Source organism: Streptomyces sp. 2-1, assembly GCF_048564895.1.
Lineage (GTDB): Bacteria > Actinomycetota > Actinomycetes > Streptomycetales > Streptomycetaceae > Streptomyces > Streptomyces phaeochromogenes.
In genome coordinates, this window is record NZ_CP183383.1 from 6,443,286 (window position 1) to 6,465,303 (window position 22,018).

17 protein-coding genes are annotated in these 22,018 nt (G+C 69.7%); 12 read left to right on the top strand and 5 right to left on the bottom strand.

All coding sequences use genetic code 11. The annotated features are described in order from the left end of the window. Nucleotides 1-103: 103 nt before the first annotated feature. From ACN20J_RS28610 to ACN20J_RS28625, 4 genes are all read left to right on the top strand, one after another. Entirely contained in the window at nucleotides 104-922 is an 819-nt protein-coding gene (locus ACN20J_RS28610; RefSeq protein WP_419667114.1) for a helix-turn-helix domain-containing protein, read from the top strand. A 133-nt stretch (nucleotides 923-1,055) separates the two neighbouring features. Beyond that, complete coding sequence (locus ACN20J_RS28615) at nucleotides 1,056-1,214, top strand: hypothetical protein (RefSeq protein ID WP_362296571.1); 159 nt, start codon at nucleotides 1,056-1,058, stop codon at nucleotides 1,212-1,214. A 76-nt stretch (nucleotides 1,215-1,290) separates the two neighbouring features. Further along, nucleotides 1,291-1,701, top strand: coding sequence for an Imm10 family immunity protein (locus ACN20J_RS28620; RefSeq protein ID WP_419667115.1), 411 nt, complete (start codon nucleotides 1,291-1,293; stop codon nucleotides 1,699-1,701). 148 nt (nucleotides 1,702-1,849) lie between these two features. Then, the gene (locus ACN20J_RS28625) at nucleotides 1,850-2,206 is read left to right on the top strand and encodes a hypothetical protein (RefSeq protein ID WP_189836992.1); all 357 of its coding nucleotides are present in this window, start codon (nucleotides 1,850-1,852) and stop codon (nucleotides 2,204-2,206) included. A gap of 48 nt (nucleotides 2,207-2,254) precedes the next feature. On the opposite strand, the gene ACN20J_RS28630 is transcribed toward ACN20J_RS28625, so the two are convergent. After that, on the bottom strand, nucleotides 2,255-5,680 hold the full coding sequence (locus tag ACN20J_RS28630) for a S8 family peptidase (protein WP_419668975.1): 3,426 nt from the start codon (nucleotides 5,678-5,680) through the stop codon (nucleotides 2,255-2,257). Between the two features lie 372 nt (nucleotides 5,681-6,052). On the opposite strand from ACN20J_RS28630, the gene ACN20J_RS28635 reads away from it, so the two are divergent. Further along, nucleotides 6,053-9,394 carry a tetratricopeptide repeat protein gene (locus tag ACN20J_RS28635; RefSeq protein ID WP_419667116.1) on the top strand — a complete coding sequence of 1,114 codons (3,342 nt, stop codon included), beginning with the start codon at nucleotides 6,053-6,055 and terminating at the stop codon, nucleotides 9,392-9,394. Between the two features lie 154 nt (nucleotides 9,395-9,548). Here the strand turns inward: ACN20J_RS28635 and ACN20J_RS28640 are convergent, their stop codons facing one another. After that, a complete protein-coding gene (locus tag ACN20J_RS28640; RefSeq protein ID WP_419667117.1) occupies nucleotides 9,549-10,064 on the bottom strand; it encodes a DUF2165 domain-containing protein in 516 nt (171 codons plus the stop codon). A gap of 103 nt (nucleotides 10,065-10,167) precedes the next feature. After that, nucleotides 10,168-10,839, bottom strand: a complete 672-nt coding sequence (locus tag ACN20J_RS28645; RefSeq protein WP_419667118.1) for a TetR family transcriptional regulator — start codon at nucleotides 10,837-10,839, stop codon at nucleotides 10,168-10,170. A gap of 176 nt (nucleotides 10,840-11,015) precedes the next feature. Here ACN20J_RS28645 and ACN20J_RS28650 point away from each other — a divergent pair, with 176 nt between their 5' ends. The 4 genes from ACN20J_RS28650 to ACN20J_RS28665 all read left to right on the top strand — a co-directional run bounded on the left by ACN20J_RS28650 (nucleotide 11,016) and on the right by ACN20J_RS28665 (nucleotide 16,141). Next, nucleotides 11,016-11,852: an oxidoreductase gene (locus tag ACN20J_RS28650; RefSeq protein ID WP_327398528.1), complete on the top strand. Its 837-nt coding sequence runs from the start codon at nucleotides 11,016-11,018 to the stop codon at nucleotides 11,850-11,852. 28 nt (nucleotides 11,853-11,880) lie between these two features. Then, nucleotides 11,881-12,912, top strand: coding sequence for a hypothetical protein (locus ACN20J_RS28655; protein ID WP_419667119.1), 1,032 nt, complete (start codon nucleotides 11,881-11,883; stop codon nucleotides 12,910-12,912). A gap of 707 nt (nucleotides 12,913-13,619) precedes the next feature. Next, on the top strand, nucleotides 13,620-14,888 hold the full coding sequence (locus tag ACN20J_RS28660; protein ID WP_419667120.1) for a YcaO-like family protein: 1,269 nt from the start codon (nucleotides 13,620-13,622) through the stop codon (nucleotides 14,886-14,888). Next, nucleotides 14,885-16,141: an MFS transporter gene (locus tag ACN20J_RS28665; RefSeq protein ID WP_419667121.1), complete on the top strand. Its 1,257-nt coding sequence runs from the start codon at nucleotides 14,885-14,887 to the stop codon at nucleotides 16,139-16,141. The genes ACN20J_RS28660 and ACN20J_RS28665 overlap by 4 nt, the downstream gene beginning before the upstream one ends. Here ACN20J_RS28665 and ACN20J_RS28670 read toward each other — a convergent pair. Then, nucleotides 16,130-17,110: a helix-turn-helix domain-containing protein gene (locus tag ACN20J_RS28670; protein ID WP_419667122.1), complete on the bottom strand. Its 981-nt coding sequence runs from the start codon at nucleotides 17,108-17,110 to the stop codon at nucleotides 16,130-16,132. The two genes, ACN20J_RS28665 and ACN20J_RS28670, sit on opposite strands and share 12 nt — an antisense overlap. 185 nt (nucleotides 17,111-17,295) lie before the next feature. Here ACN20J_RS28670 and ACN20J_RS28675 point away from each other — a divergent pair, with 185 nt between their 5' ends. The 3 genes from ACN20J_RS28675 to ACN20J_RS28685 all read left to right on the top strand — a co-directional run bounded on the left by ACN20J_RS28675 (nucleotide 17,296) and on the right by ACN20J_RS28685 (nucleotide 20,763). Next, entirely contained in the window at nucleotides 17,296-18,153 is an 858-nt protein-coding gene (locus ACN20J_RS28675) for a hypothetical protein (RefSeq protein ID WP_419667123.1), read from the top strand. A 110-nt stretch (nucleotides 18,154-18,263) separates the two neighbouring features. Next, on the top strand, nucleotides 18,264-19,049 hold the full coding sequence (locus tag ACN20J_RS28680) for an SDR family oxidoreductase (RefSeq protein WP_189836996.1): 786 nt from the start codon (nucleotides 18,264-18,266) through the stop codon (nucleotides 19,047-19,049). A 142-nt stretch (nucleotides 19,050-19,191) separates the two neighbouring features. Beyond that, entirely contained in the window at nucleotides 19,192-20,763 is a 1,572-nt protein-coding gene (locus tag ACN20J_RS28685; RefSeq protein WP_190229062.1) for a sodium:solute symporter family protein, read from the top strand. Between the two features lie 93 nt (nucleotides 20,764-20,856). On the opposite strand, the gene ACN20J_RS28690 is transcribed toward ACN20J_RS28685, so the two are convergent. Continuing rightward, on the bottom strand, nucleotides 20,857-22,011 hold the full coding sequence (locus ACN20J_RS28690; RefSeq protein WP_189836998.1) for an ADP-ribosylglycohydrolase family protein: 1,155 nt from the start codon (nucleotides 22,009-22,011) through the stop codon (nucleotides 20,857-20,859). Between the last annotated feature and the right edge of the window lie 7 nt (nucleotides 22,012-22,018).

A 22,018-nucleotide genomic window follows, 5' to 3' on the forward strand; every position in this document is an offset into this window, starting at 1 on the left:
GGCAGCGTCAGCGCGGACACACAACCGCACACATAAAACGGCCCCCGCCGGGACTGGCATCCCGAACGAGGGCCTGACCACCTAGGAAGAAAGCACCTTCCTGATGACTGAGCAGCACTTTAGCGCGCACGCGCGCACCCGGACCGGCCGTTCCCACCAAGGAGTGGGGCACGTCGACGAGCACCACGACGAGCGGTTCACCGTGGTCGGAAACCACCTCGCCCAGCACTCCGAGCTGTCCCTGACGGCCATCGGTCTGGCGGTCCACATCCACTCGCTCCGCAGCGGCACGCTCGTCGGCATCAAGGCGCTGGCGGGGAAGTTCCCGGAGGGAGAGACGAGGATCGCCTCGGCCCTGCGGGAGCTGGAGACCCACGGCTACCTGGCCCGCACCAAGGAACGCCTTCCATCGGGCCGAATCGTGACGCGCACGATCTCGTACAACAAGCCGAGAACGCACACGGCCCCGCGACCGCCGAAGCCGCACCCTGAACCGACGCGGCCCCCAACCCCACCCCCGGCGGCGCCGACATCACCCCCGCAGCCGGAGCCCCCCGCCCCTGCCCGCGACGTCCTCGCGGGCCTCCGCACCCACGACCCCCGACTCCACCTCAGCGAGCAGGACGTACGCCGCCTCGCCCCCGCGGTGGCCACCTGGCTGGAACGAGGCGTAGCCCCGGACGACGTACAGCGAACGCTCGCCGCAGGGATGCCAAAGGAAGGCGTACGCCACCCAGCGGCCTTCCTGGCCCACCGCCTCACGGCCCTCCTCCCCCCACCCCTCCCGGCCGCCCGCCCAGGGCCACCCCGCCCGTCCCCTCTCCAGAACTGCGACGACTGCGACCGGGCATTCCGAGCCCCGACACCGGGCCGCTGCCGGGGCTGCAGCGTGGCCCACCAGGCCCTGGCGGCAGCGGCGTAGGGAATGGCGTAGGAAATGAACGACGACTACGAACCCCTGATCCCGATGCCCGAGCTCACCCCTGACGCGCTACCTCTTCGAGGCCACGACAAACGCGCAGCGCACCCAGACCCTCGCCCCGCTGCGCGCCTTCGTGCACTCGTGGGCCGTCTTCGTCGCGATCGAACGGCACCCGCAGCGCGCCGCCCGCCTCCACGAACTGGAACGGATCGTGGACGCGGGGGACCAGGAGCCGACCGAGGCCATCGCCGAGATCCGCGCGATCAGGGCGGCGGCCGAGGCGGGCCTGTGACGGAGCTGACGATCAAGACGATGGATGATGGCATGCCGCCCCCGCCACTCCCGTGTGCCCCTGCTAAAACCCAGGCATGGCTTACAGATTCACGGCTCGTGCGATAGCTGCAGAGGTCGACCACGCCAACGACGTCATGCAGGCGGGTGTCGCCGAGGACGACAGCGGCGAGGGCTTCTTGCTCCTGTTCATGAGCAACCTCGGCGAACCGTCTCGCCAGAGCGTGTCGCTCGGCCTCGACACGCACTGCCTGGTGACTCAAGACCAGGGCACGGCCTATGGCTGTGTCCGCGAGGTGTCCCTGTCGGACAACGTGCTCAGTGTGTCGCTGGACCCTGGGTCGTTGGATGACTTGGAGTTGGAGTACGCGGAGATCGAGGCATTGCTCGACGTTCCGGAAGAGGACATCGAACGGCTGCGGGAGGTGCTTGGGCAGGTGCTGGCGTACGGGCGCGAGGATGCCCGTCCTGAACGTGTCGATCTCTAGGCCCGGCCCTCGGTCTCGGCGAATCACGACATTCGAGGGGCCGTAGTCACCCATGGTCGCCTCCGATGACGCCAAGCCGCCCCGGAAATAGGAGCATCACGCCGGCGCGAGCGTGATGGTCACTGCGCGAGTGGGGAAGACTGGACAGATGGCTCACGACCCCGGCGGACTTCTGTTCGTAGCGCTCGGTCTCGTACTTGTCGCCGCCGGATTCGTCTGGCGGGGACGTGTCCTGCGCCCTCTCTCGGTGAAACGGGCCCAGGCCGCCGCGACCCGGGACCGTTCCAGAAACCTGCTGCGTTCTGCGGACATGGCGATCGCCGAAGCGCGCCGCCGGGCCGCCTCCGGCGAACCGGCCATCGTCACAGTCGGGGACGTGACCAGTGTGGCCCGCCGGCACTACGGGCACCTTTCCGTGGAGCGCGAGGAGGCAGCTGCCGCCCTCCGCCTGCGCTATGAAGCCGCCGAGTGCCGGGTGGACTGCATGACCGACGCTTTCAACTGACTGCCTCCTCGGCGAGTGCTTGATGTCAGGGGTGTTGACGCGTTCTTGCTACTTGCCGAAGTACGCGTCGTACACCGTCACCGACGACCTGTTGCCCTGCTTGTCGGTGATGTTGGCCCGGAAGGCGATGGATTTCGTCTTCGCCGGGTTCTTCACCGTGATGCTGCCGTTCTTGACGGGTGTCTTCTTCCAGGTCGTGCCGCCGTCGTAGGAGGCGTACACCGTGAGCGACTTGAGATTGTTGCCCGCTGCCGCGCCCTGGACTGTTACCGGCACCGCCGCCGTCCTGTCGGCGGGAGCCCGGCCCGTCAGGTCCGTCTCTGGAGTGAAACGGGCCGTGGAGATGGGGAGTTGGGTTCGGGTCGTTGACGTCTCGCTACGGAACGTCCAGCTCGCGTCGACGCGGGTGGACGTCGTGGCGAGGGCCGGGTCTCTGCGGACCGACGTCGTCAGGCGGTAGGTCGCCGCGTCGGACGGGACCGTGAAGCCCTCCCCGTTGCCGTCCAGGGCGTCGGAGTTCTCCGTGAGTTTGACGCCGTTTCGGTAGAGGGTTGTGTGGACCGAGTCGTATCTCGTCCAGCCCGCATGCCCGTCGCCGTCCGCGTGCAGGGGCAGTTCGCCGGTGATCGTGTCGCCGTCCCTGGAGATGCCCTCAGCCCGGCTCAGACGCGGGCCCAGTACACCCGCGTTGAAGCGTGTCTCGTACGTGGCTCCGCCCTTGAAGGCTCGAGGCTCGTCGAAGGTGTAGAAGGACTCGGTGGGGGCGGTGCCCTCCTCGTTCGGGGTGCCGTTCTGTTCGAAGGCGATGTCCCACTTGGTGTTGTCCGGCGTGGAGAGGTGGACCGTGCGGGTGCGGGGGAGGTCCAGGGGGTCGGTGATCGGGGAGATGCCGCCGAGCTCCGGGAAGTAGCCGGCCACGAAAAGGCGGCCCTGCTTGCCCGGCGCCGACGCTCCCATGCCGACCTTGATCGTGGCGAGGTCGGCGGGGCGGAGATGCTTGCGGTAACCGGTCGCGAGCTTGCGGGTGTTGCCGCCCAGCATGACGTCGTACTCGGTGTCGGTGCCCTTCTGCCACACGCCGATCCACTGCTGGTTCAGCGAGCCGGTGGTGACCTCCGGGCCCAGATGCGCCGTACGGAGGCTGTCGAACGAGTCGACGTCCACGCCCGTCTCGATGTTGTGGTCCTCACCCGCGTACCAGTACCTCGGCGCCACCCACGTCGGCTTCGCCGCGCTGTCCGGCACGGTGATGTCGACCGGCTTCGCCGTGCGCGCGTCCACCGTCACCGTCATGTCGCCGGTGACGTCCAGCCGAGGCTGGACGAGCCAGTCCGTGCCCGCGCGGGAGTCCTCCGGGTCCTCGGAGATCGTGGTGTCGAAGAGGTAAGTCCCCTTCGGGAGGCGGACCTTGACCGTGCCGGACGCGTCGTGCGGTTCGCGGTAGCTGCCCCGCCCGTCACCGGCGATGCCGGAGAGGTACGACCAGTAGTCGGGCGTCGGCAGCCCGTCCCGGCCCACGAACTTCAGCGTCACGTCGTACGCCTCGGACTCGCGCTTCACCACCGCGGCGGTGCGTACGGACTGGCCTTCGCCCGTCGCCACGACGTACGCCGAGTACGTGCCGTCCAGCGTCCCGCCCAGCCTCGTGTCCGTCGTCAGGTCCACGGAGGCCCTGCCGCCCGCCGGGACGGTCAGCGTCCTCGCCCCGAGTGTGAAGAAATCGGCCGGGGCCGGGTCGCCCTTCGGGTCGGTCGCCGTCACCGCGAGGTCGAGCGTGATGTCCGTCGTACCTAGATTCCTGTACGTGATCTCCTTCGCGATCGGGGTGTCGTCGGTGTGCGGCCACTGCTGCTCGCCGAAGTTCACGGACACCGGCTCGGCGACCACCGTCTGCGCGAGGGCCCGGTCGACTGCCACCCGTCCCGAACCCTGTTGGTACGGCCGGTAGTTGGGGCCACCGAGCGTCGAGGCGGTCAGGGCGCCCTTCAGTTCGGCGTACGTCCAGTCCGGGTGCCGCTGCTTCAGGATCGCGGCGGCGCCCGCGACGTGCGGGGCCGCCATCGACGTACCGGAGATCGTCAGGTAGCCCTCCGGGTTCTGGCCGACCTCCTGCTCGATCACGCTGCCCGGTGCCGCCGCGGCCGTGATGTCGACGCCGGGTGCCGTGACGTCCGGCTTGATGCCGCCGTCGCCTACGCGCGGCCCTCGGCTGGAGAAGTCGGCGAGCCTGTCGTCGCCGTCCACCGCGCCGACGGTGAGCGCGGCCTCCGCGCTGCCGGGGGAGCCGATGGTCTGCTCACCGAACTCGCCGTCGTTGGCCGCCGACACGGCGAAGAGGATGCCCTTGTCGGCGGAGAGCTTGTTGACCGCCGTCTCCAGGGGGTCGAGGCCGGGGGCGTCGCCGCCGCCCAGGCTGAGGTTCACGACGTCGGCGCCCTGCTCGGCGGCCCACTCGATGCCCGCGAGGATGCCGGAGTCGTCGCCGGAACCCTCGTCGTCGAGCACCTTGCCGTTCAGCAGCTCGGCACCGGGCGCGACGCCCTTGAAGGCCCCGGCGGACCCCGCGGGAGACGCCGCGCCCGTACCGGCGGCGATGGACGCGACATGCGTGCCGTGGCCGTACTTGTCGGTCGCGTCGGGGGACGGGGTGAAGTTCCTGGCCGCCACCACCTGGTCCTTGAGGTCCGGGTGGGTCGCGTCGACGCCCGTGTCTAGGACGGCGATCCGGACACCCTTGCCGTCGTACCCGGACGCCCACGCCTTGTCCGCGCCGATCTGGGGGACGGACTTGTCGAGGCTGGCCCTGCGGACACCGTCCAGCCAGATGTGGGCGATGCCGTACGCGGTCCGCAAACTGCCGCCCTGCGCGGGTGCCTCGGTGACCGCCGCCCACAGGCCGGCCGGGTCCCGCGTGCTGACGGCCTCGGCGTTCAGCGACTTCAGCGTGCGGCGGACCTCGGTGTCGTCCGCCGCGCGTACGTCCGCCTTCGCGGTCCTCGCCGTGCCCTCATAGCCGACGATCACCTTCAGTCCCCGCCCGTGGGAGGCCCGGACCGCCTTTCCGCTCAGCTCGGTGACGTCGAAGAGCCGGCGGTCGAGCCTCCCCGAGGCGATCAGCCGCTGTGCGTCGGCCGGTACGACCAGCGAGTGGCCGGACTCGGAATCCGTGAGCGTACGGATCGCGATGTGCTCACGGCCTTCCGCGCGCTCGACGCCGAGGACCCGGCCTTTCGCGTCGACGGCGACCCGGTCACCGGTGATGAGCGTGACGCGATGCGCGACCGGTCCCTTGGCGACTGGTCCCTTGGGGGCCGGTCCCTTGGCGGCCGGGCTCGCCCCGACCGCCGTGGCCTTCCCAGCCCTCCCGGCCTCCCCGGCCGCCGTGGATCCGCCCGCCGACGCCGGGCCGGTCATGCCCGCCGTCAGCGCCACCGTGGCCGCCGCGGCGACCGTGGTGGCGTACGCCCTCTTCATCCGTCTGTTCAAGTCTCCCCCTGGAGATGACAGCAGTTCCCCGCGAACTCCGTTGGCAGGGACGGAAGTTGGTACCTCTTCAGGGACGTGAGTGGTCAGGCGGACAGTTGCGTCCCGGGGGGAAAGTCCATCGCGGGTACCGCTCGGTCCAGGACGGCGGTACCTGAGAGGGACCCGCTCGCGGCCCCCTCCATCGGACGACGGGTGACCGGAGGGTGGATGGCGGGAGACGGATGTGAGGAAGGGGCACCCCGCCTGCCAACTCCTAGGTCATCTCCGGCAGCCTGAGCCAGACTGGGACCCGGACCGGACCAGAAGCGGGACCGGGAGCGGGACCAGAAGCGGGACCAGGAGCGGCAAGGAGGCGGACGGGTGGCGCAGGCAGGGCCGTCGAGGCAGGAGCTGATCCAGCAGGGCAACCGCGCCGGATTCGTCGGCCGGGACACCGAACGGGCCGTGTTCCTGCGGAACTTCGACCTCCGGCCCGGCGACCCAGGACAGCGCTTCCGCTTCCACGTGCACGGCCCCGCGGGCGTCGGAAAGACCTTCCTCGTACAGGAGTTGCGGCACCTGGCACGTGAACGCGGGGCGCTCACCGCGTACGTCGACGAGCACGCCGGCAGCGTCCCGGAGGCACTGTCGGAGATCTGCGGGCAATTCGCCGACCAGGGAAGGCGGTTGAAGGACCTGGAGCGGCGGCTGACCGCCTACCAGGAGCGGCGGCACGAGGCGGAGGCGGCGGCCCTCGCCGCGCTCGCCGGCGGCCCCGCACCGGAGCCGGAGGCGGCGTCGGCCGGCAGCAGGGCCGCGGTGGGGCTGGGCCTCGCCGCCGTGGAGGCGACCCTGCCGGGCGGGGGCCTCCTCACGAGCGCCCTCCCGGCGGACCGGCTCGCGCTGGGTGCCGACCGCCTGCGCGCAGGCCTCGGCGCCCGCTTCCGCAACTCCGACGACATCGAACTCGTGACGTCACCCGAGAAGGTGCTCACGCCCATCCTGCTCCGCGAACTGCGCGCTGCCGCCGCCGCTGCCTCCTCCTCCACCACCTCCGAGTGGATCGTCCTGTTCTTCGACACGTACGAGCGGACAGGCCTGTATCTCGACCCGTGGCTGCACGAGATGATCACGCGCGGCACGGCGGACGGCGGGCTGCCCGCCACCGTCGTCGTGGTCACCGCCGGACAGCGTCGGCTGGACCCCGCCCGCTGGAGCGGCCTGGACTCGGTGGCGGACGTGCCGCTCGCGCCGTTCACCGAGACCGAGTCGCGCCGGCTGCTCGCCGGGAAGGGTGTGGTGGCCGAGCCGGTCGTCGAGGAGGTGCTGCGCCTCACGGGCGGCCTGCCCGTCCTCGTGTCGACGCTCGCGAACAAGCGCCCCGGCGACCCGGACGCCGTGAGCGACCCGAGCGCCACCGCCGTGGAACGGTTCCTGAAGTCGGAACCGGCCGTCCGCCGTAAGGTCGCCGGGATCTGCGCCCTGCCCCGGTGGCTCGACGCCGACGTCTTCCGGGTCCTGGTCGTCGACCGCCCGGACGACGAACTGGACCCGCTGTACGAGTGGTTGACCGGGCTGCCGTTCGTCGGTGAACGCGGGCAGCGGGTGCAGTACCACGACGTCGTACGGGCGCCGATGCTGCGCATGGAGCGGCGCAGGTCCCCTCGCGAGTGGGCCGGGCGGCACCGGCGGCTGGCGGAGGCGTTCGCCCGGTGGGGCGACGACGTGGGGGCCGGCCGGGAGCCCGAGGACCTGTGGGAGGACGAGGAGTGGCGCGGGCTGCGCCTGGAGGAGACGTACCACCTGCTCTGCGCCCGGCCGCCCGCGGCGCTCGGCGAGGCACTGCTGTCGCTGGTGAAGACCTGCCGTGAGGACGCGGTCGCCGGCCGTCGCTGGGCGCGGATGCTCGCGGAGGCGGGCGACGCGACGGACAACGCGGCCCTCAGGGAGTGGGGCCGGGAGCTGGGCGAGGCGCTCGCCGACGACGAGGCCGGGGTGGCGGGAGCGATGGACCTGCTCCTGGCCCGCCCGGGCCTTGACACCGGCGGCCGGGCGGCGGCGCACACACTGCGGGGCAGGGAACTGCGCCACGGCGGGGAGTACGGGCGGGCACTGGAGGAGTACGCCCAGGCGCTCGAACTCGATCCCGGGCTGGCCTGGGCCCACTACGGCCGCGGCTTCACCCACCGGCTGATGAACGACCTCCCGACCGCGCTGGCGGCCTTCGACCGGGCGGACGAACTGGCCCCCGACACCGGGTGGATCATCTCCGAGCGCGCGGAGGCCTACCGGCTCGCGGCCCGTTTCGAGGAGGCCGTCGCCGATTTCGACCGTGCCGTCGCCCTCGACCCGACCAACGACGAGGTCCTGACCGGGCGAGCCGTCTGCCGACAGGCTCTCGGGCGGTACGACGAGGCGCTCGCCGACTTCAACCGTGCGCTGAGCATCGACGGGGAGTACGTGTGGGCACTGGTGCGCAGGGCCCGGCTGCGCCGCACCAGAGGGGAGCCGGACGAGGCGTTCGCCGACTTCGACCGCGCGGTCGCGCTCGCGCCCGACGAGGCCTGGGTCGCGTCGGAGCGGGGTGACGCCTACCGGCGCGCCGACCGCTACGAGGAGGCCGTCACCGAGCTCGGCCGGGCCCTCTCCCTCGAACCGGACTACGCCTCGGCCCTGGCCAGCCGCGGTCAGGCCCTCCACGAACTGGGCAGGTACGAGGAGGCGTTGGCCGACCTCGACCGGGCGGTCGAGCTGGAGCCCGACTACTCCTGGGCGCTGGTGATGCGGGCCCACGCGAAGCACGAACTGGGCGACCGGGCAGGCCTGTTCGAGGACCTGCGGCGAGCCGTGGACACGGATCCCCACGTCGACTGGACCAGTTACGAACTGGGCGTGGCGTACCGCGACGCGGGCCTGTACGAGGAGGCGGTCACCGTCTTTGGCCGCGTACTGGAACGCAGCCCGGACGACCACATCACACTCGCCAGTCTCGGCGGGACCTACCGCGCCATGAAGGACTACCCGGTGGCCCTCCGCCACCTCGACCGCGCCCTGGAACTGAACCCGGACCACGGATGGGCCTACGCCTCACGAGCCCGCGTCGGCCTGGCGACCGGCCGGAGCGAGCGGGCGCTGGCCGACCTGGACCGGTGCGTCGAACTGGGGGTGGAGGAGGACTGGGCACGCCGTTCGGCCGTCGAGCTGCTGATGCTGTGCGACCGCTGGGACGAGGCGTTGGCCCGCCTGGCCGACGCCGACCGGGCGCCGACACCCGACGACGACCTGGACGACTTCCGCGTCGAGGCACACCGGCACGCGGGGCGGTGGACCGAGGCCCGGCAACTGGCCGAGCGGATGCGGGAGGCGGAGCCGATTCCCGGCACCTTCCAACTGGCGGTCACCGTCAGCAGATCCGAGGGACTGCCGGCCGCCGAACCCCTCTGGCGAGAACTGGCCGGGATGATCGAGGAGGGCGGCGGACTGGGCGAGCCCGAGCGTGCCCAGGGCCGCTGCTTCGTCGCCTGCGCCCTCGCCGACTGGCCCGCCGCCGACCAAGGCCTGACCGACTTCCTGGCCATGACCCCCGACTGGGACGACCTGGCCAACCTGGTCGCCGTCCTCACCGACGTACTGGAAAGCCCCGGCTCCGACCGAGCCCGCGTCACCCCCCGCCTGACAGAGGCCACAACGGCCCGCGACGCGATCCGGGCGCGTTATGCCTGATGACGAACACACGCCTCATGACGAACAACGGTGCCGCGCCCCGCCTTTGGGGCGCGGCCCCACTTTTCCAGGGGCGCGGGGAACTGCGCGCCCAGCCACAGCCGACCCGCACCCACAAACCAACCCCCACCCCCGCCCCCTCCGAGGACCGGAACTAGCCCTCGCCCCCCGAGCCGGACGACCCCCCGGCCCGATCCACCGGCAGATGAATCACCACCAGCACAACCCCGCTCAACAAGAAGACCCGCATAGCCGCATCGAGCCCGTTCCAGTCCTCCGACTGCCACATGGAGAACCACTCGCCACCGATGGCGATGAACCCCGCCCCGAAGAGCAGCATCAGCATCAACAGCCCGAGCGTGGAGGTCCGCCGAGCCCGGACATGATCGCGGCGAAGCCACTGGACCGTGCCCAGGATCAGGACGAGCGCGGCGACCGTCTCCCACACGATGATCGCTATGTACGCGGCGTCCTGGAGCCCCTTGGACTCGACGGCCCGCCACATCAGGTCGTCGTCCTTGAACGTGGTGTCCATGGCCAGGACGTGCTGGACGAACTGCTGGTTGGTGCCGAAGTCGGTGATGTTCCCGAACGCCACGAGCGTGATGTAGAGCGCGACCGTGCCGGTGAGCAGGGTCGCGGTGAGCGGAAGCGCGCGTGCTGCGGCCATTCTCAAGTCCTCCCGTTGACTGGTCTGTTGCTCAACGACGGGAGATCGACGCGTATGCCGAGTACGACCGTCGAATAGTCACAGCCATACGCATGACGGAGCGTCAACTGCGGGCGAGCAACCCCGCGAGCAGCACGCACAGCGTCTGGTGAAGGGCGTCCTCGAAGTTCGAGTCCATGAACGCGAAGCTCGGGTCGGCGTCATAGACGGCGCGTACCGCCGGCGCGGGGTGCGTGTGGGTCCACAGACCGCTGGTCAGGAGAATGACCAGGTTGGCGCCCTGTTCGGAGCGTGGTTGATCGAGTTCGGGAAGGACGTGCCGTAGGAACTCGGCCAGTCCGAGCAGACTGTCGCGGGCACCCTCCTTGTACCGGGTCGCGACCTCGACGGAGATGTTGTGCTCCAGCACGCCGGCCTGGGCGCTGAGCAGTTCGCACAGCATGGGCCGGGCGGCGAAGGACGCGGCCAGCCCGGACGCCACGGCTTCGATCCTGGCGTCCAGGGGTTCGCTCGGGTCGACCAGCGAGCGCAGCGGTTCGCCCGCTTCCGCCAGGAAGTCACGGGCGCTCTGGTCGAGCAGGTCGAGCAGCACGGCCTCACGCGTCTCGAAGTAGCGCAGCACGTTGGACTTGGCGAGCCCGACGCGGCGGCTCAGTTCGTTGAGGCTCATCGCGGAGACGGGCATCTCGGCGAGCATCGCCGCGGCGGTCTGCAGGATGCTCTGCCTGCGCACCGAGCGCTGTTCCTCGCTCCTCGCCCGCTGGAAGGTCGTCATGTGCAGAGTCTACAGACTCGCGGTCTTTTGATTACAGACCGCCTTCCTCTTGCGTATAGACCGACAGTCTCTTATGTTTGTGGCACCGCAAAGCCCTCCGGCCGGCGGCCCGACCACCGGGCTGTCCACCGGTCCCGGGCCCGACACGAACAGAGGAAAAGGTCATGTCGAACGTCATGTCGAACAAGGTCGCACTGGTCACCGGCGCCTCGTCCGGTATCGGCGAGTCCACCGCGCTCCAGCTGCGGAAGGCCGGCTTCACCGTCTACGGCGCCGCGCGGCGCGTGGACCGCATGGACGCCCTCGCCGCCGCGGGCGTACACACGCTGGCCCTGGACGTCACCGACGACACCTCGGTGAAGCACGCCGTCAGCAGGATCGCGGCAGAGCAGGGCCGTATCGATGTCCTGGTCAACAACGCCGGGTACGGCTCCTACGGGGCCTTGGAGGACGTGCCCCTGGACGAGGCCCGCGCCCAGATCGAGGTCAACGTCTTCGGCCTGGCCCGCCTCACCCAGCTCGTGCTGCCGCTCATGCGCACCCAGCGCAGCGGCACCATCGTCAACATCAGCTCCATGGGAGGCCGTTTCGCCACCCCGCTGGGGTCCTGGTACCACGCCAGCAAGTTCGCCGTCGAAGGCCTCAGCGACGCGCTCCGCCTCGAACTGAAGCGGTTCGGCATCGACGTCGTCCTCGTCGAACCGGGCTCCATCCGCACGGAATGGGGCGCGATCGCGGCCGACAAGGTCCGCGCCACCTCCGGGCACGGCCCCTACGCGGAACAGGCCAACGCCGTGGCGAAAAGCCTGGGGAGCAGTTCGCAGGAAGGGGCCCGGATGACCTCATCCCCTTCCGTGATCGCGAACGTGGTCACCAAGGCCGTCACCGCTCGCCGCCCCCGCACCCGCTACACCGTCGGCTTCGGCGCCCGCCCCCTCATCCTCCTCAGCCGGCTCCTGCCCGACCGAGCCTTCGACGCCTTCATCAAGCGGGCCTCCGGCGTACCGGCCTGACCCCTCACCCCCCACAGGAGGTCCACTGATGCCCAACCTCCCCGAGGCCCGGCCGCGAGCGCTCATCGTCCTCTCCTCCGCCCGGACTCTGCCCCTGAGCAAACCCGCCGACCACCCAGGAATCCCCACCGGCTTCTTCCTCGTCGAACTCGCCGCGGTCCTGGCCGCGTTCGAGGACGACCACGACTTCATCTTCGCCACTCCCGACGGCAACCCGCCCCAGCTCGACATCAACGGCCTTGCCCTCAACTTCCACGCCGCCGGCCGGCTGGGCAGCGCCACCGCACGCACCACCATCCAACGGGCCGCGAAGCACTCCACCCCCGAGGCGCTACGCGCCAAGAACCCCGGCCTGCTGGAACGTCGCACCGCGGAACTGGCACTTGCCCGGCGGCACCTCGGACGCATCCCGGTCTCCCAGGCCCTGCCCAGAACCGACAGCGAGGCCGCCTCCATCAGGGACGACGTCGTCGCAGGCTTCGACGCCCTGCCGCAGCACCACTACCGCTCGATCCCGGAACTGATACGGCGGCACCGCGACCCGGGCGACGACTTCTCCCTCGACGGCCTCGCGTTCGTCCACATGCCCGGCGGACACGCACCCATGGTCGACTTCCACGACAACCCATGGATGGGGGAGCTGCTGCACACCCTCCGCGAGAGTGCCGTACCGATCTCCCTCATCTGCCACGCGCCCGTCGCGCTGACCTCCGCCCGCCACCGCGTCGATGACGAAGGCACCGTCACGACCGATGAACGGCACCGGTTCAATGGCGCACGCATCACCACGGTTGCCCGCTACGGCGAGCGAATGATGCTGGAACTGCAGTACCCCAAGGTGCCCGGCGAAGCCACCCGCCTGCCCTACTACGTCGATGTCGCACTGGACGCGGACGGTTACGACGTCAGCCTCACCCTGAACCCCTCCGCGGTCAAAGTGGTCTGGGACGAGGAGCACGCTCTGCTGACCGGCAACGGGCCCCAGTCCGTCGACGCCCAGACCGAACATCTGGCCACCATTGTCTCTTCAGGGCGCCCTGATTCCATTTTGCGGCACTGAGAATCTATGAGACGCAATTATCGGCCGCCTAGGGTGCCGCACATGAAGATATTTCTTGGAATTGCCGCCACGTTGGTCGCCACCCTCGCGGTAATCACCGGCCCGACGCCCGCGCACGATGTCAACGCCGCCGAATGCAAGCCTGTCCGGCCCAGCTGCGGAAGCCCCGCGCTTCCGTAACAACGCAACGCAATACATACGCCTGATGGCTCCGAGTGCCCCGCGCACTCGGAGTCATCAGGCTTTTTCGTGCCGTACATAACGTATGCAACGCATGGCCCTTGCCATGCCCCCTTGCCATGCCCCGACTTCTGCCGCTGCGGCGTTCCGCGCCAATAAAGTTGGCACTTCTGTCCTATGGGCGGGCGGCTGCGGATCATAAAGTCGAATCAACCGCGCCGACCGGTCGCGGGAACCGAGAAATCGGTACGACCGATCCCTAGGAGGCCCTCATGGGTGCTGCCCGTCTTCTTACCGACCCGAATGTCCCGGGTGAGCTGTCGCAGCGCGAGCTGCAGCTGATCGACAGTGACTTCGCTGAGCCGCAGACGGACACCGAGGAAGCGAAGTGACCTTCGCGTGAAAGCGGTCGTGGGGGGCTTTCGGGGGCCGACCCCGGAAAGCCCCCCACGGCTGTCCCACGGTTGCCCGCGCATCGGCCGGCATCTCCGCACGACCAGCTCCGCACGACAAGAAAGGACACGCTCGTGACCACCGCAGCCCGGCTTCCCCTGTTTCAGTTCGGAGAGCGCTCCACGTCGCTTTCCGACGCTCTGCCCCGAGCCCTGTCCGCGGCCGACGCGGCGGGGCTGGATGTGGACCTCCAGCCGGCGGCCGAAACCGAGTTCACCGCCTGGCGCTGTGTCCTGCGACGTGACGGCCGCAGGCTCGCCGCAGGCATGGGCAAGGGCCGCAGCCGGACCGCGAAGGTGGGCAGCCTCTACGAAGCGCTGGAACACTATTACGCCCTGCCGTCCGTCCAGAACCCCGGGGAGTTCTTCGCTGTCCGCTCGCACGGGCTGCTGACCGGCGCACTGACAGCCGAGTGGTCCGTCAGTCTGCTGGACCAGTTTCCCGACGCTCCGATCGGCTGCGTGCGCTACGCGATGCTGGACGGCGGCGGGACGGCCGATGTCCCCGCGTACCTTTCATTACCCGCCTACCCGGAGCTGCGCAGCGAGCCGCTGCGCGCACGCATCGGCGACTCGTGGGACTACCCGGGCACCCCGTTGGCCAACTACTCGGTGAACAACGGCTGGGGTGCGGGCGGTGACCTTACCGAAGCCACCGTGCACGGCATCAACGAACTCGTCGAACGTGACGCCCTGTCCCTGCTGCTCGCCCGCCAGTTCCTCGCCCCGCGCCCGGGCCCGCTCACCGTCGTCGACCCGGACACCCTGCCCGACGACACCGCGCTGCTGCTGGAGCAGGCCGAGCGCCAGACCGGCGGCCGGGTTCATGTCCTCGACATGACGACGGACCTCGGGATCCCCTCGTACTTCGCCTACCGCGAACCGCAGACCCCCATGTCGTCCAGGGTCCGCGGCATGGGCACCTCGCTCTCGCGCGAGTACGCGATCACCAGGGCGCTGTTGGAGGTCGTGCAGACCAGGCTCGCGGCAAACATCGCTCCGCCCGTCGATCTGCGGCTGAACCACGATCCCGACGCGTTGCGGCCGTACCCGCGGCTGCACGCCGCCTTCACCGGCGACTTCACCGGGGCATTGCGGCAGGCCGACGTGGTGCCCTACAGCGAGACGACGGCGCCCGAGAACCCGGCAGGCCATCTCGCGCGCCTCCTGCGGCTGCTGGCGGAACGGGGGTACCCGGTCCTGCGCAGAACCGTGGTGGACAACGGCGGGCTCGCGGTTGTCAGCATGGTCGTTCCCGGGCTGGAACGGTTCTTCCTGGTCTCCGAGGCGCACCTGGTGGTCCCTGGCCGGCGGGGACTCGCGGCGCTCTCACGAACACGGTGACCGGACGCGCCCGGAACCCCTACCGGTCGGTGGCCGCCCATCCGCGCGTGCGCTGGATTCTCCCCGCGGTCGCCGTGTCGTCACTGGGCGACGGCATGGCGGAGGTCGCCGTCATCTGGCTCGCCCTGCGACTCGCTCCGCCCGGTGGGGAGGGCTGGTGGGTAGCCGCGGCGGCCGGCGCCTATACGCTGCCCGGCGCCGTCGGAACCCTGGTGCTCGGCCGGTTCGTGCGGCGCCGGGATCCGGTCCTGCTGGCTGCGGGTGATGCCGCTCTGCGTGCCGTCGCGCTCACCGCCGTCGCCGGGACCTATCTGCTGGGCGCGCTCACTCCGGCCCTCTACGTACTCGGGCTGGGGCTTTCCTCGGTGCTGCACGCCTGGGGGCAGGCCGGCCTGTACGGCTGGCTGGCCGGAGAACTCGCGGAGGAAGACCGGCTGGCGGGCAATGCGACGCTGTCGGGCGTTGCCACCGCGGCGGCGCTGGGCGGGCCGTTGCTCGCCGCCGCGCTGCTGGCACGGACCGATGCGGCTCTGGTGCTGGCCCTGGACGGCGGCACGTTCGCGGTACTGGCGGTCGCGCTGCTGGCCGGGCGCAGGCGGGGTCCGTCGCGATCGGTTGTCGCCGAACGTCCCCGGTCACCGGGGCATCCGGCCGCGGCCCTGTCCCTGATCGTCCTCGGCGCCGTGGTGCTGCTGTTCTTCGGCGCGGTGTATGTGATGCTGCCGCTCCTGGCACGGCAGCATCCTGGCGGTGGGTCCACCTTCCTGGCTGTGCTGTATACGGCGTTCACCGTGGGGGCTCTCGTCGGCTCCGGGCTCAGCGGCTTCCTGGACGGCCTCCCGCCGCGGCTGCTCATCGCCGTTCTGACCGGGGCGTTCGCGCTGTCGCTCGCTGTGCTGGGGCTGCCCGTCCCGGAGGTACTGACGGTGGTTTCGTTCGCGGTGTCGGGCCTTCTGTGGTCGATGTACTCCACGGTTTCGATCACCTTGCTCCAGCGCACCGTGGAACCTTCGACCCTGGTCGGCGTGCTTGCCCTGAACTCGTCGGCCCGACTGGTGGCCCTGCCGGTCGGCTACGGACTCGGCGGCCTGCTGGTCTCTCTGACCGGTCTCCGGCCGGCCATTCTGTTGGCGGCACTGTCCGTGGCGGGAGCGGGCTGGGCCATGGCAGCCTGCGCCAGGGATGAGCGCACCCGCGCGATGGTGGAGCAGCGCGATGACGCAACAGCGAGGCCGACGAGGTCAGTGACGTGAAGGCCTGTTCTTCAGATAGACCGCGGGAGTCACGCCGTAGTGTGCTTTGAAGTTCCTGATGAAATGGCTTGCATCGGAGAAATTCCAGCGTGCCGCGATATCGGTTATACGGTCAGTGTTCCCGGATCGTACGAGGTCGTCATGGGCTTTCTGGAGTCGGCGCCGTCGCGCAAAGGCCATCGGTGAATCACCGGACTCCGCAAATAATCGATGGAGCGTTCGTAAGGAAATGCCGAGGGATTTCGCAATCATTCTGGGGGAGAGGTCATGTTGAGCGAGGCTCTTCTCTATGGCGATCTTGACCGCCGCGACCCGTAACGTCCCCGTGTCGTGTGCTGTCGTATCGGATCGCCGAGACAGGATGCCGGCGAATATCGCGCCGCACGATTCCAGGGCGAGATTCTGTGTGTCGAGCGATCCGCTGAGGTGATCACGAGACCTCTCGACAGCCTCCATATAGTGGAGAAGGAATTGCACCTGAGGCAGGTTGCAATCCTCTATCAACGGCTCGTTCATCAGCTTCGCTCGCGCGAGCTGCGGTAGGACGAAGTCTCGCGGAACCTTGATGACCCGGGCCCGGGTTCCCGGAGCGCTGGAGAACAGCAGCGGAGCTCTGGTGTCGCGCATGCAGATCTGACCCGGCTTCACCGAGAAATCGCCTTCGCGGCCGGACCATGACATCTCTCCGGACTCCACCAGGTGGGCCGCGATCGGATCCGTGTCGTCGTCGCACCCGGATATGCCGGACACTGAGTCGGAGTAGATGTCCATCGCCATCAGGCTGCTGTAATTGAGGCCCTTCATCGAGTATCTGAACCCGTTCGGATTCGAGGAGTACGGGATGCGAATCTGCCTGAGGTGGGCGAGAGGGCCGTCTCGCCACTCCGTGAACTTGATCTCGGCACGACGGAGGTCATCGCGTCTGAATCCTGCCGACAGCGAGAATTCGATGACCGGGCTGTGATTCACCGGTGTGTCCTTCGGTTCGGTCCTGTGACAGCTGGTTCCGCTGCGCCGCACGGTAGAAGACCGGCGGTTCCTTAACCGTAGCGGCTCGGTCGCCCGTTCGCAAGAGACCGCCAGTCTGTAGTGCGGTCGCGGAGTCGAGAGGCATTCCTCTCCACACCTGACGCTCCATCAGGTAAACCGGACCCATGACAGAGGACGCGACGCACGAAGACGAAACCCGCAGCCGCACATACGCGGAACTGGCCGCCGTCGGCCCCTACGGAGCCGACCTCGGACACGCCCTGATCACCATGGTCGAGCCGCACCCCGGCCACGAACGCCAGTACAACCGCTGGTACGAGGACGACCACTTCATCGCCGGCGCGATGGCCATGCCGTGGATGTACGCGGGCCGCCGCTGGGTCGCCACCCGGGACCTGCAGCGCCTGCGCTATCCCCAGGCCTCCGCCGTCGCGCAGCCGGTGACGGCAGGGTGCTACATATCCGTCTACTGGATCACCGCGGGCCGCTACGCCGACCACATGCGGTGGACCGTCGGTATCAACAAGCGCCTCAACCGCGACCACCGCGTCTTCCAGGACCGCACTCACGTCTTCACGGCCTTCCAGAACCACTCGGCGACCGTGTACCGCGACGGCGGCCAGGGTCCGCGTGACATCCACGCCCTCGATCACCCCTACGCCGGGCTCGTCGTCCAGGTCGTCGAGGCCCACTCCCCGGCCGAGAGGGAGAGTCTGCTCGCGTGGCTGTGCGAAGACCACCTCCCGAAACGGCTCGCCGACTCGCCCGCGGCGATGGTCGCCGTCTTCACGCCCACGCCGCTGCCCCTGGACCGGATGGCCTACGTCAAACAGGTCGAGGGGGTCGGGACCCGGCTGACACTGCTGTGGTTCCTCGAAGGCGATCCCCGCGACAAGTGGCTCGACCACTTCGCGGACCTGGAGACGGCCGTGGCCGCTTCCGGGCTGGGCGACGTCCAGTTCGTCGCACCGTTCATACCCACGGTGCCCGGGACGGACCGCTACGTGAACGAACTCCGGTGAAAGCGCGGCGCCCCCTTCTCTCCGGTTCCCTTCCCTTCCCTTCCGTCCTCCTCCGAGCGCCCCTACTCTGACGGACCGTCAGATCAACCGCCAGAGCCGGGAGGCCTGCAATGTCACTGCTCCAGGGCAAGACCGTCGTCGTCTCGGGGGTCGGGGCCGGGCTCGGTCACCAGGTCGCGGCGGCCGTCGTGCGGGACGGCGGGAACGCCGTGCTCGGCGCCCGCACCGAGGCCAACCTCGCCAAGTCGGCCGCCGAACTCGACCCGGACGGCGCGCACACGGCGTACCGGGCCACCGACATCACCGACGAGCGCCAGTGCGAGGCGCTCGCCGCGCTCGCGAAGGAGCGGTTCGGGCGGGTCGACGCCGTCGTCCATGTGGCCGCCTGGGACAGCTACTTCGGCGGTCTGGAGGACGCCGACTTCGCCACCTGGCAGTCCGTCCTCGACGTGAACCTGCTCGGCACCCTGCGCATGACCCGCGCCTGCCTGCCCGCCCTGAAGGAGCGCGGCGGATCCGTCGTCGTCATCGGCACGCAGTCGTCCGTCGCCGCCCCGTCCCAGGTGCGGCAGGCTGCGTACGCGGCCTCGAAGGGCGCGCTGACCAGCGCGATGTACTCCATGGCCCGGGAGCTGGGCCCGCACCGGATCCGGGTGAACACCGTGCTGCCAGGCTGGATGTGGGGGCCGCCCGTGGAGGCGTACGTACGGTTCACCGCGCACACCGAGGACGTGCCGGAGGCCGAGGTGCTGGAGCGGCTCACCTCGCGGATGGCGCTGCCGGAGCTGGCCACGGACTCGGACGTGGCGGACGCGGCGGCGTTCCTGGCGTCGGACCGGGCGCGCGCAATCACCGGGCAGTCCTTGCTGGTCAACGCGGGGGAGCTGATGCGGTAGCCCCATCCGGCCTCGTTCATGGACATGAACCGAGGTCAGTGAGCAGAACTATTTTACCTCCTCTTGATAGTACGGGCTGTTGTCGCAGTCATGCCATCGAACCCACGATGAGCGGGCGTCACACGACCCTGGGAGGGGACATATGAACGGTCTCGACTGGGCCGTGCTCATCGGCTACTTCGGTGTGATGGTCGCGATCGGTGTCTGGTCCCACAAACGGGTCGACAACGTCAGCGACTTCTTCACGGCCGGCGGCAAGATGCCGTGGTGGCTGTCGGGCATCTCCCATCACATGTCCGGCTACAGCGCGGTGATGTTCACCGGCTACGCCGCCATCGCCTACACGTACGGCGTCACGTCCTATGTCACCTGGTCCTTCCCCATCGCCATCGGCATCGCGATCGGCGCGAAGCTGTTCGCGCCCCGGCTCAACCGGGTGCGCTCACGGCTGCACGTCGCCTCGCCGCTGGAGTACCTGAAGAACCGCTACAACCTGCCCACCCAGCAGGCGCTCGCCTGGTCCGGTGTGCTGCTGAAGATCGTGGACGTGGGCGCCAAGTGGGCCGCCATCGCGACCCTGTTGTCCGTGTTCACCGGTGTCTCGCTCAACATGGGCATCCTGATCACCGGCGCCGTGACGGCCGTCTACTGCACGGTCGGCGGGCTCTGGGCCGACGCGCTCACCGAACTGGGCCAGTTCATCATCCAGTTCATCGCCGGTATCGCGATGCTCGTTGCCGTCATGGCCGAGCTCAACGGCTTCAGCACGCTGTGGAGCGTCTGGGACGAGCCCGCGCTCGACGGCCACACCAAGCCGCTGGCCGGCCCGTACATGATGGTTTTCCTGATCGCCTATCTCTTCATCAAGACCTTCGAGTACAACGGCGGCATGTGGAACCAGGCCCAGCGCTACATGGCCACGGACTCCGCGAAGTCCGCCACGCGGTCGGCCACCCTGTCCGCCGTGCTGTGGCTGGTCTGGCCGCTCGTGCTGTTCTTCCCCATGTGGGTCGCACCGCTGATCATCAAGACGGACGTGCCGGCCGACTCGTACGCGCTGATGGCCGAACAGTTGCTGCCGCACGGGCTGTTGGGTCTTGTCATCGTCGGGTTCTTCTCCCACACGATGGCGATGTGCTCGTCCGACGCCAACGCGATCGCGGCCGTCGTGACCCGCGACATCATGCCCGCCGTCTCGCGCAAGGTGCGCGAGTGGGACACCCGGATGGGGCTGCTGGCCGCGCGCTGGTCCACGCTGCTCTTCCTCGGCCTCTCGATGGCCATCGCGACGCAGGTCAACTCCGGCTTCTTCGACGACATCATCACCGTCGTCATCAAGTGGGTCGCGGGGCTCATGGGCCCGATCGCCATCCCGCTGATGCTGGGCCTGCTGCCCTGGTTCCGCAAGAGCGGTCCCACGGCCGCGCTGATCAGCTGGGGGCTCGGCCTGTTCACCTTCTGGCTGGTCAACTACCCGATCAGCTGGAACGTCGACGGCGGCGTACCCCTGCAGTACCAGGTGTCCATCCCGCTCGCGGTCTCGCTCGTCCTCTACATCCTCATCGGATACGTGAAGCCGGAGGACACCCCCGAACGCGACGCCCTCATCGCGAAGATCAACAACGACGACGACGGCCGGGGCTCGGCCGCCGCTGCGGTGCCGGCTCCCGCGGGGGCGGCGGACGGAGTGGTGGGCGCACCGGTCAAGGACTGACCGCCCGCCCGTACGACCCTGTCCGCCCGTACGACTGCGAGGGTGGCCGCTTCCTGACGAGCGGCCACCCTTCGCGTCCGCCGAGCCCCGTGGTCAGCCCGCCGGGACCGGTGTGGCGCCCGCCAGGGCCGCGTAGCCGCGTGGGTAGCGGGCCAGCCAGCCCGGGGAGGAGCCCGCCGGGCCGTGCAGGGCCGGGCCCTGGGTCATCTCCATCGCGAAGTCGTCGGCGAGGACGAGCATGGTGGGGCGGCCCTCCAGCTCGGCCAGCCAGGACGGCGGCAGGGCCGTCTCGCCGTGGAGCGAGCCGAGCAGGGCGCCCGTGAGCGCGCCGGTGGCCGCCGAGTCGCCGCCGTGGTTCACCGACAGGCACAGACCGTGGCGGGTGTCCTCGCCGACCAGGGCGCAGTAGACGGCGACCGAGAGCAGCCCCTCCGCCGTACCGCCCCCGGCCAGGTCCTCGACCCTGGCCGGAGTGGGCATGCCCTGCCGTACGGCCCCCAGCGCCTGCTGCAGCGCGTCCGAGACGGGCTGGTGCCCCGGGCGCCCGGCCAGCAGCTGCAGGGCCCGCTGGACGGCCGCGTCGAGGCTCTCACCGCGCGCGAGACCGTGCACGACGACGGCGTACGCCCCCGCCGACAGGTAGGCCGTCGGATGCCCGTGGGTCTGTGCCGCGCACTCCACCGCGAGCTGCATCACCAGCTGCGGCTCCCACCCGACGAGCAGCCCGAAGGGCGCGGAGCGGACCGCTGCCTCGGGGCCCCGCTCGTCGGGGTTCTTGGGGGCGTCCAGCGTCCCCATCATCTCGTCGCCGAGCCCCACCAGACAGGCGCGCGCGGGCTCACGCCGGGCGTACAGCCACTCCTCGCGGGCCAGCCAGCCGTCCTCCTTGCGCCGCTCGTCGGGCCCCCAGTCGCGCTGTGTGGCGGCCCACCGCAGATATGCCCGGTGCAGGTCCGTCGGCGGATGCCAGGCTCCTGTGTCGCGGCGCACCTGGGCCCGTATCAACCCGTCCATGGAGAACAGGGTCAGCTGGGTGAGATGGGAGACGGCACCGCGTCTGCCGTGGCCGAAGGCCAGATCGGTGAGCCCCTGAGCCCCGTGCGCCTCGCGGATCCCCTCCATCGAGCGATCCGCGACGGGCGAGCCCAGCGCGTCCCCGACGGCCGCGCCGAGGAGCGTGCCACGCACCCGGCTGCGGAAGTCCTGCTGTTCGGTACGGCCCCAGACGGCACCGGCTGTCGCACCCACCGAGGCC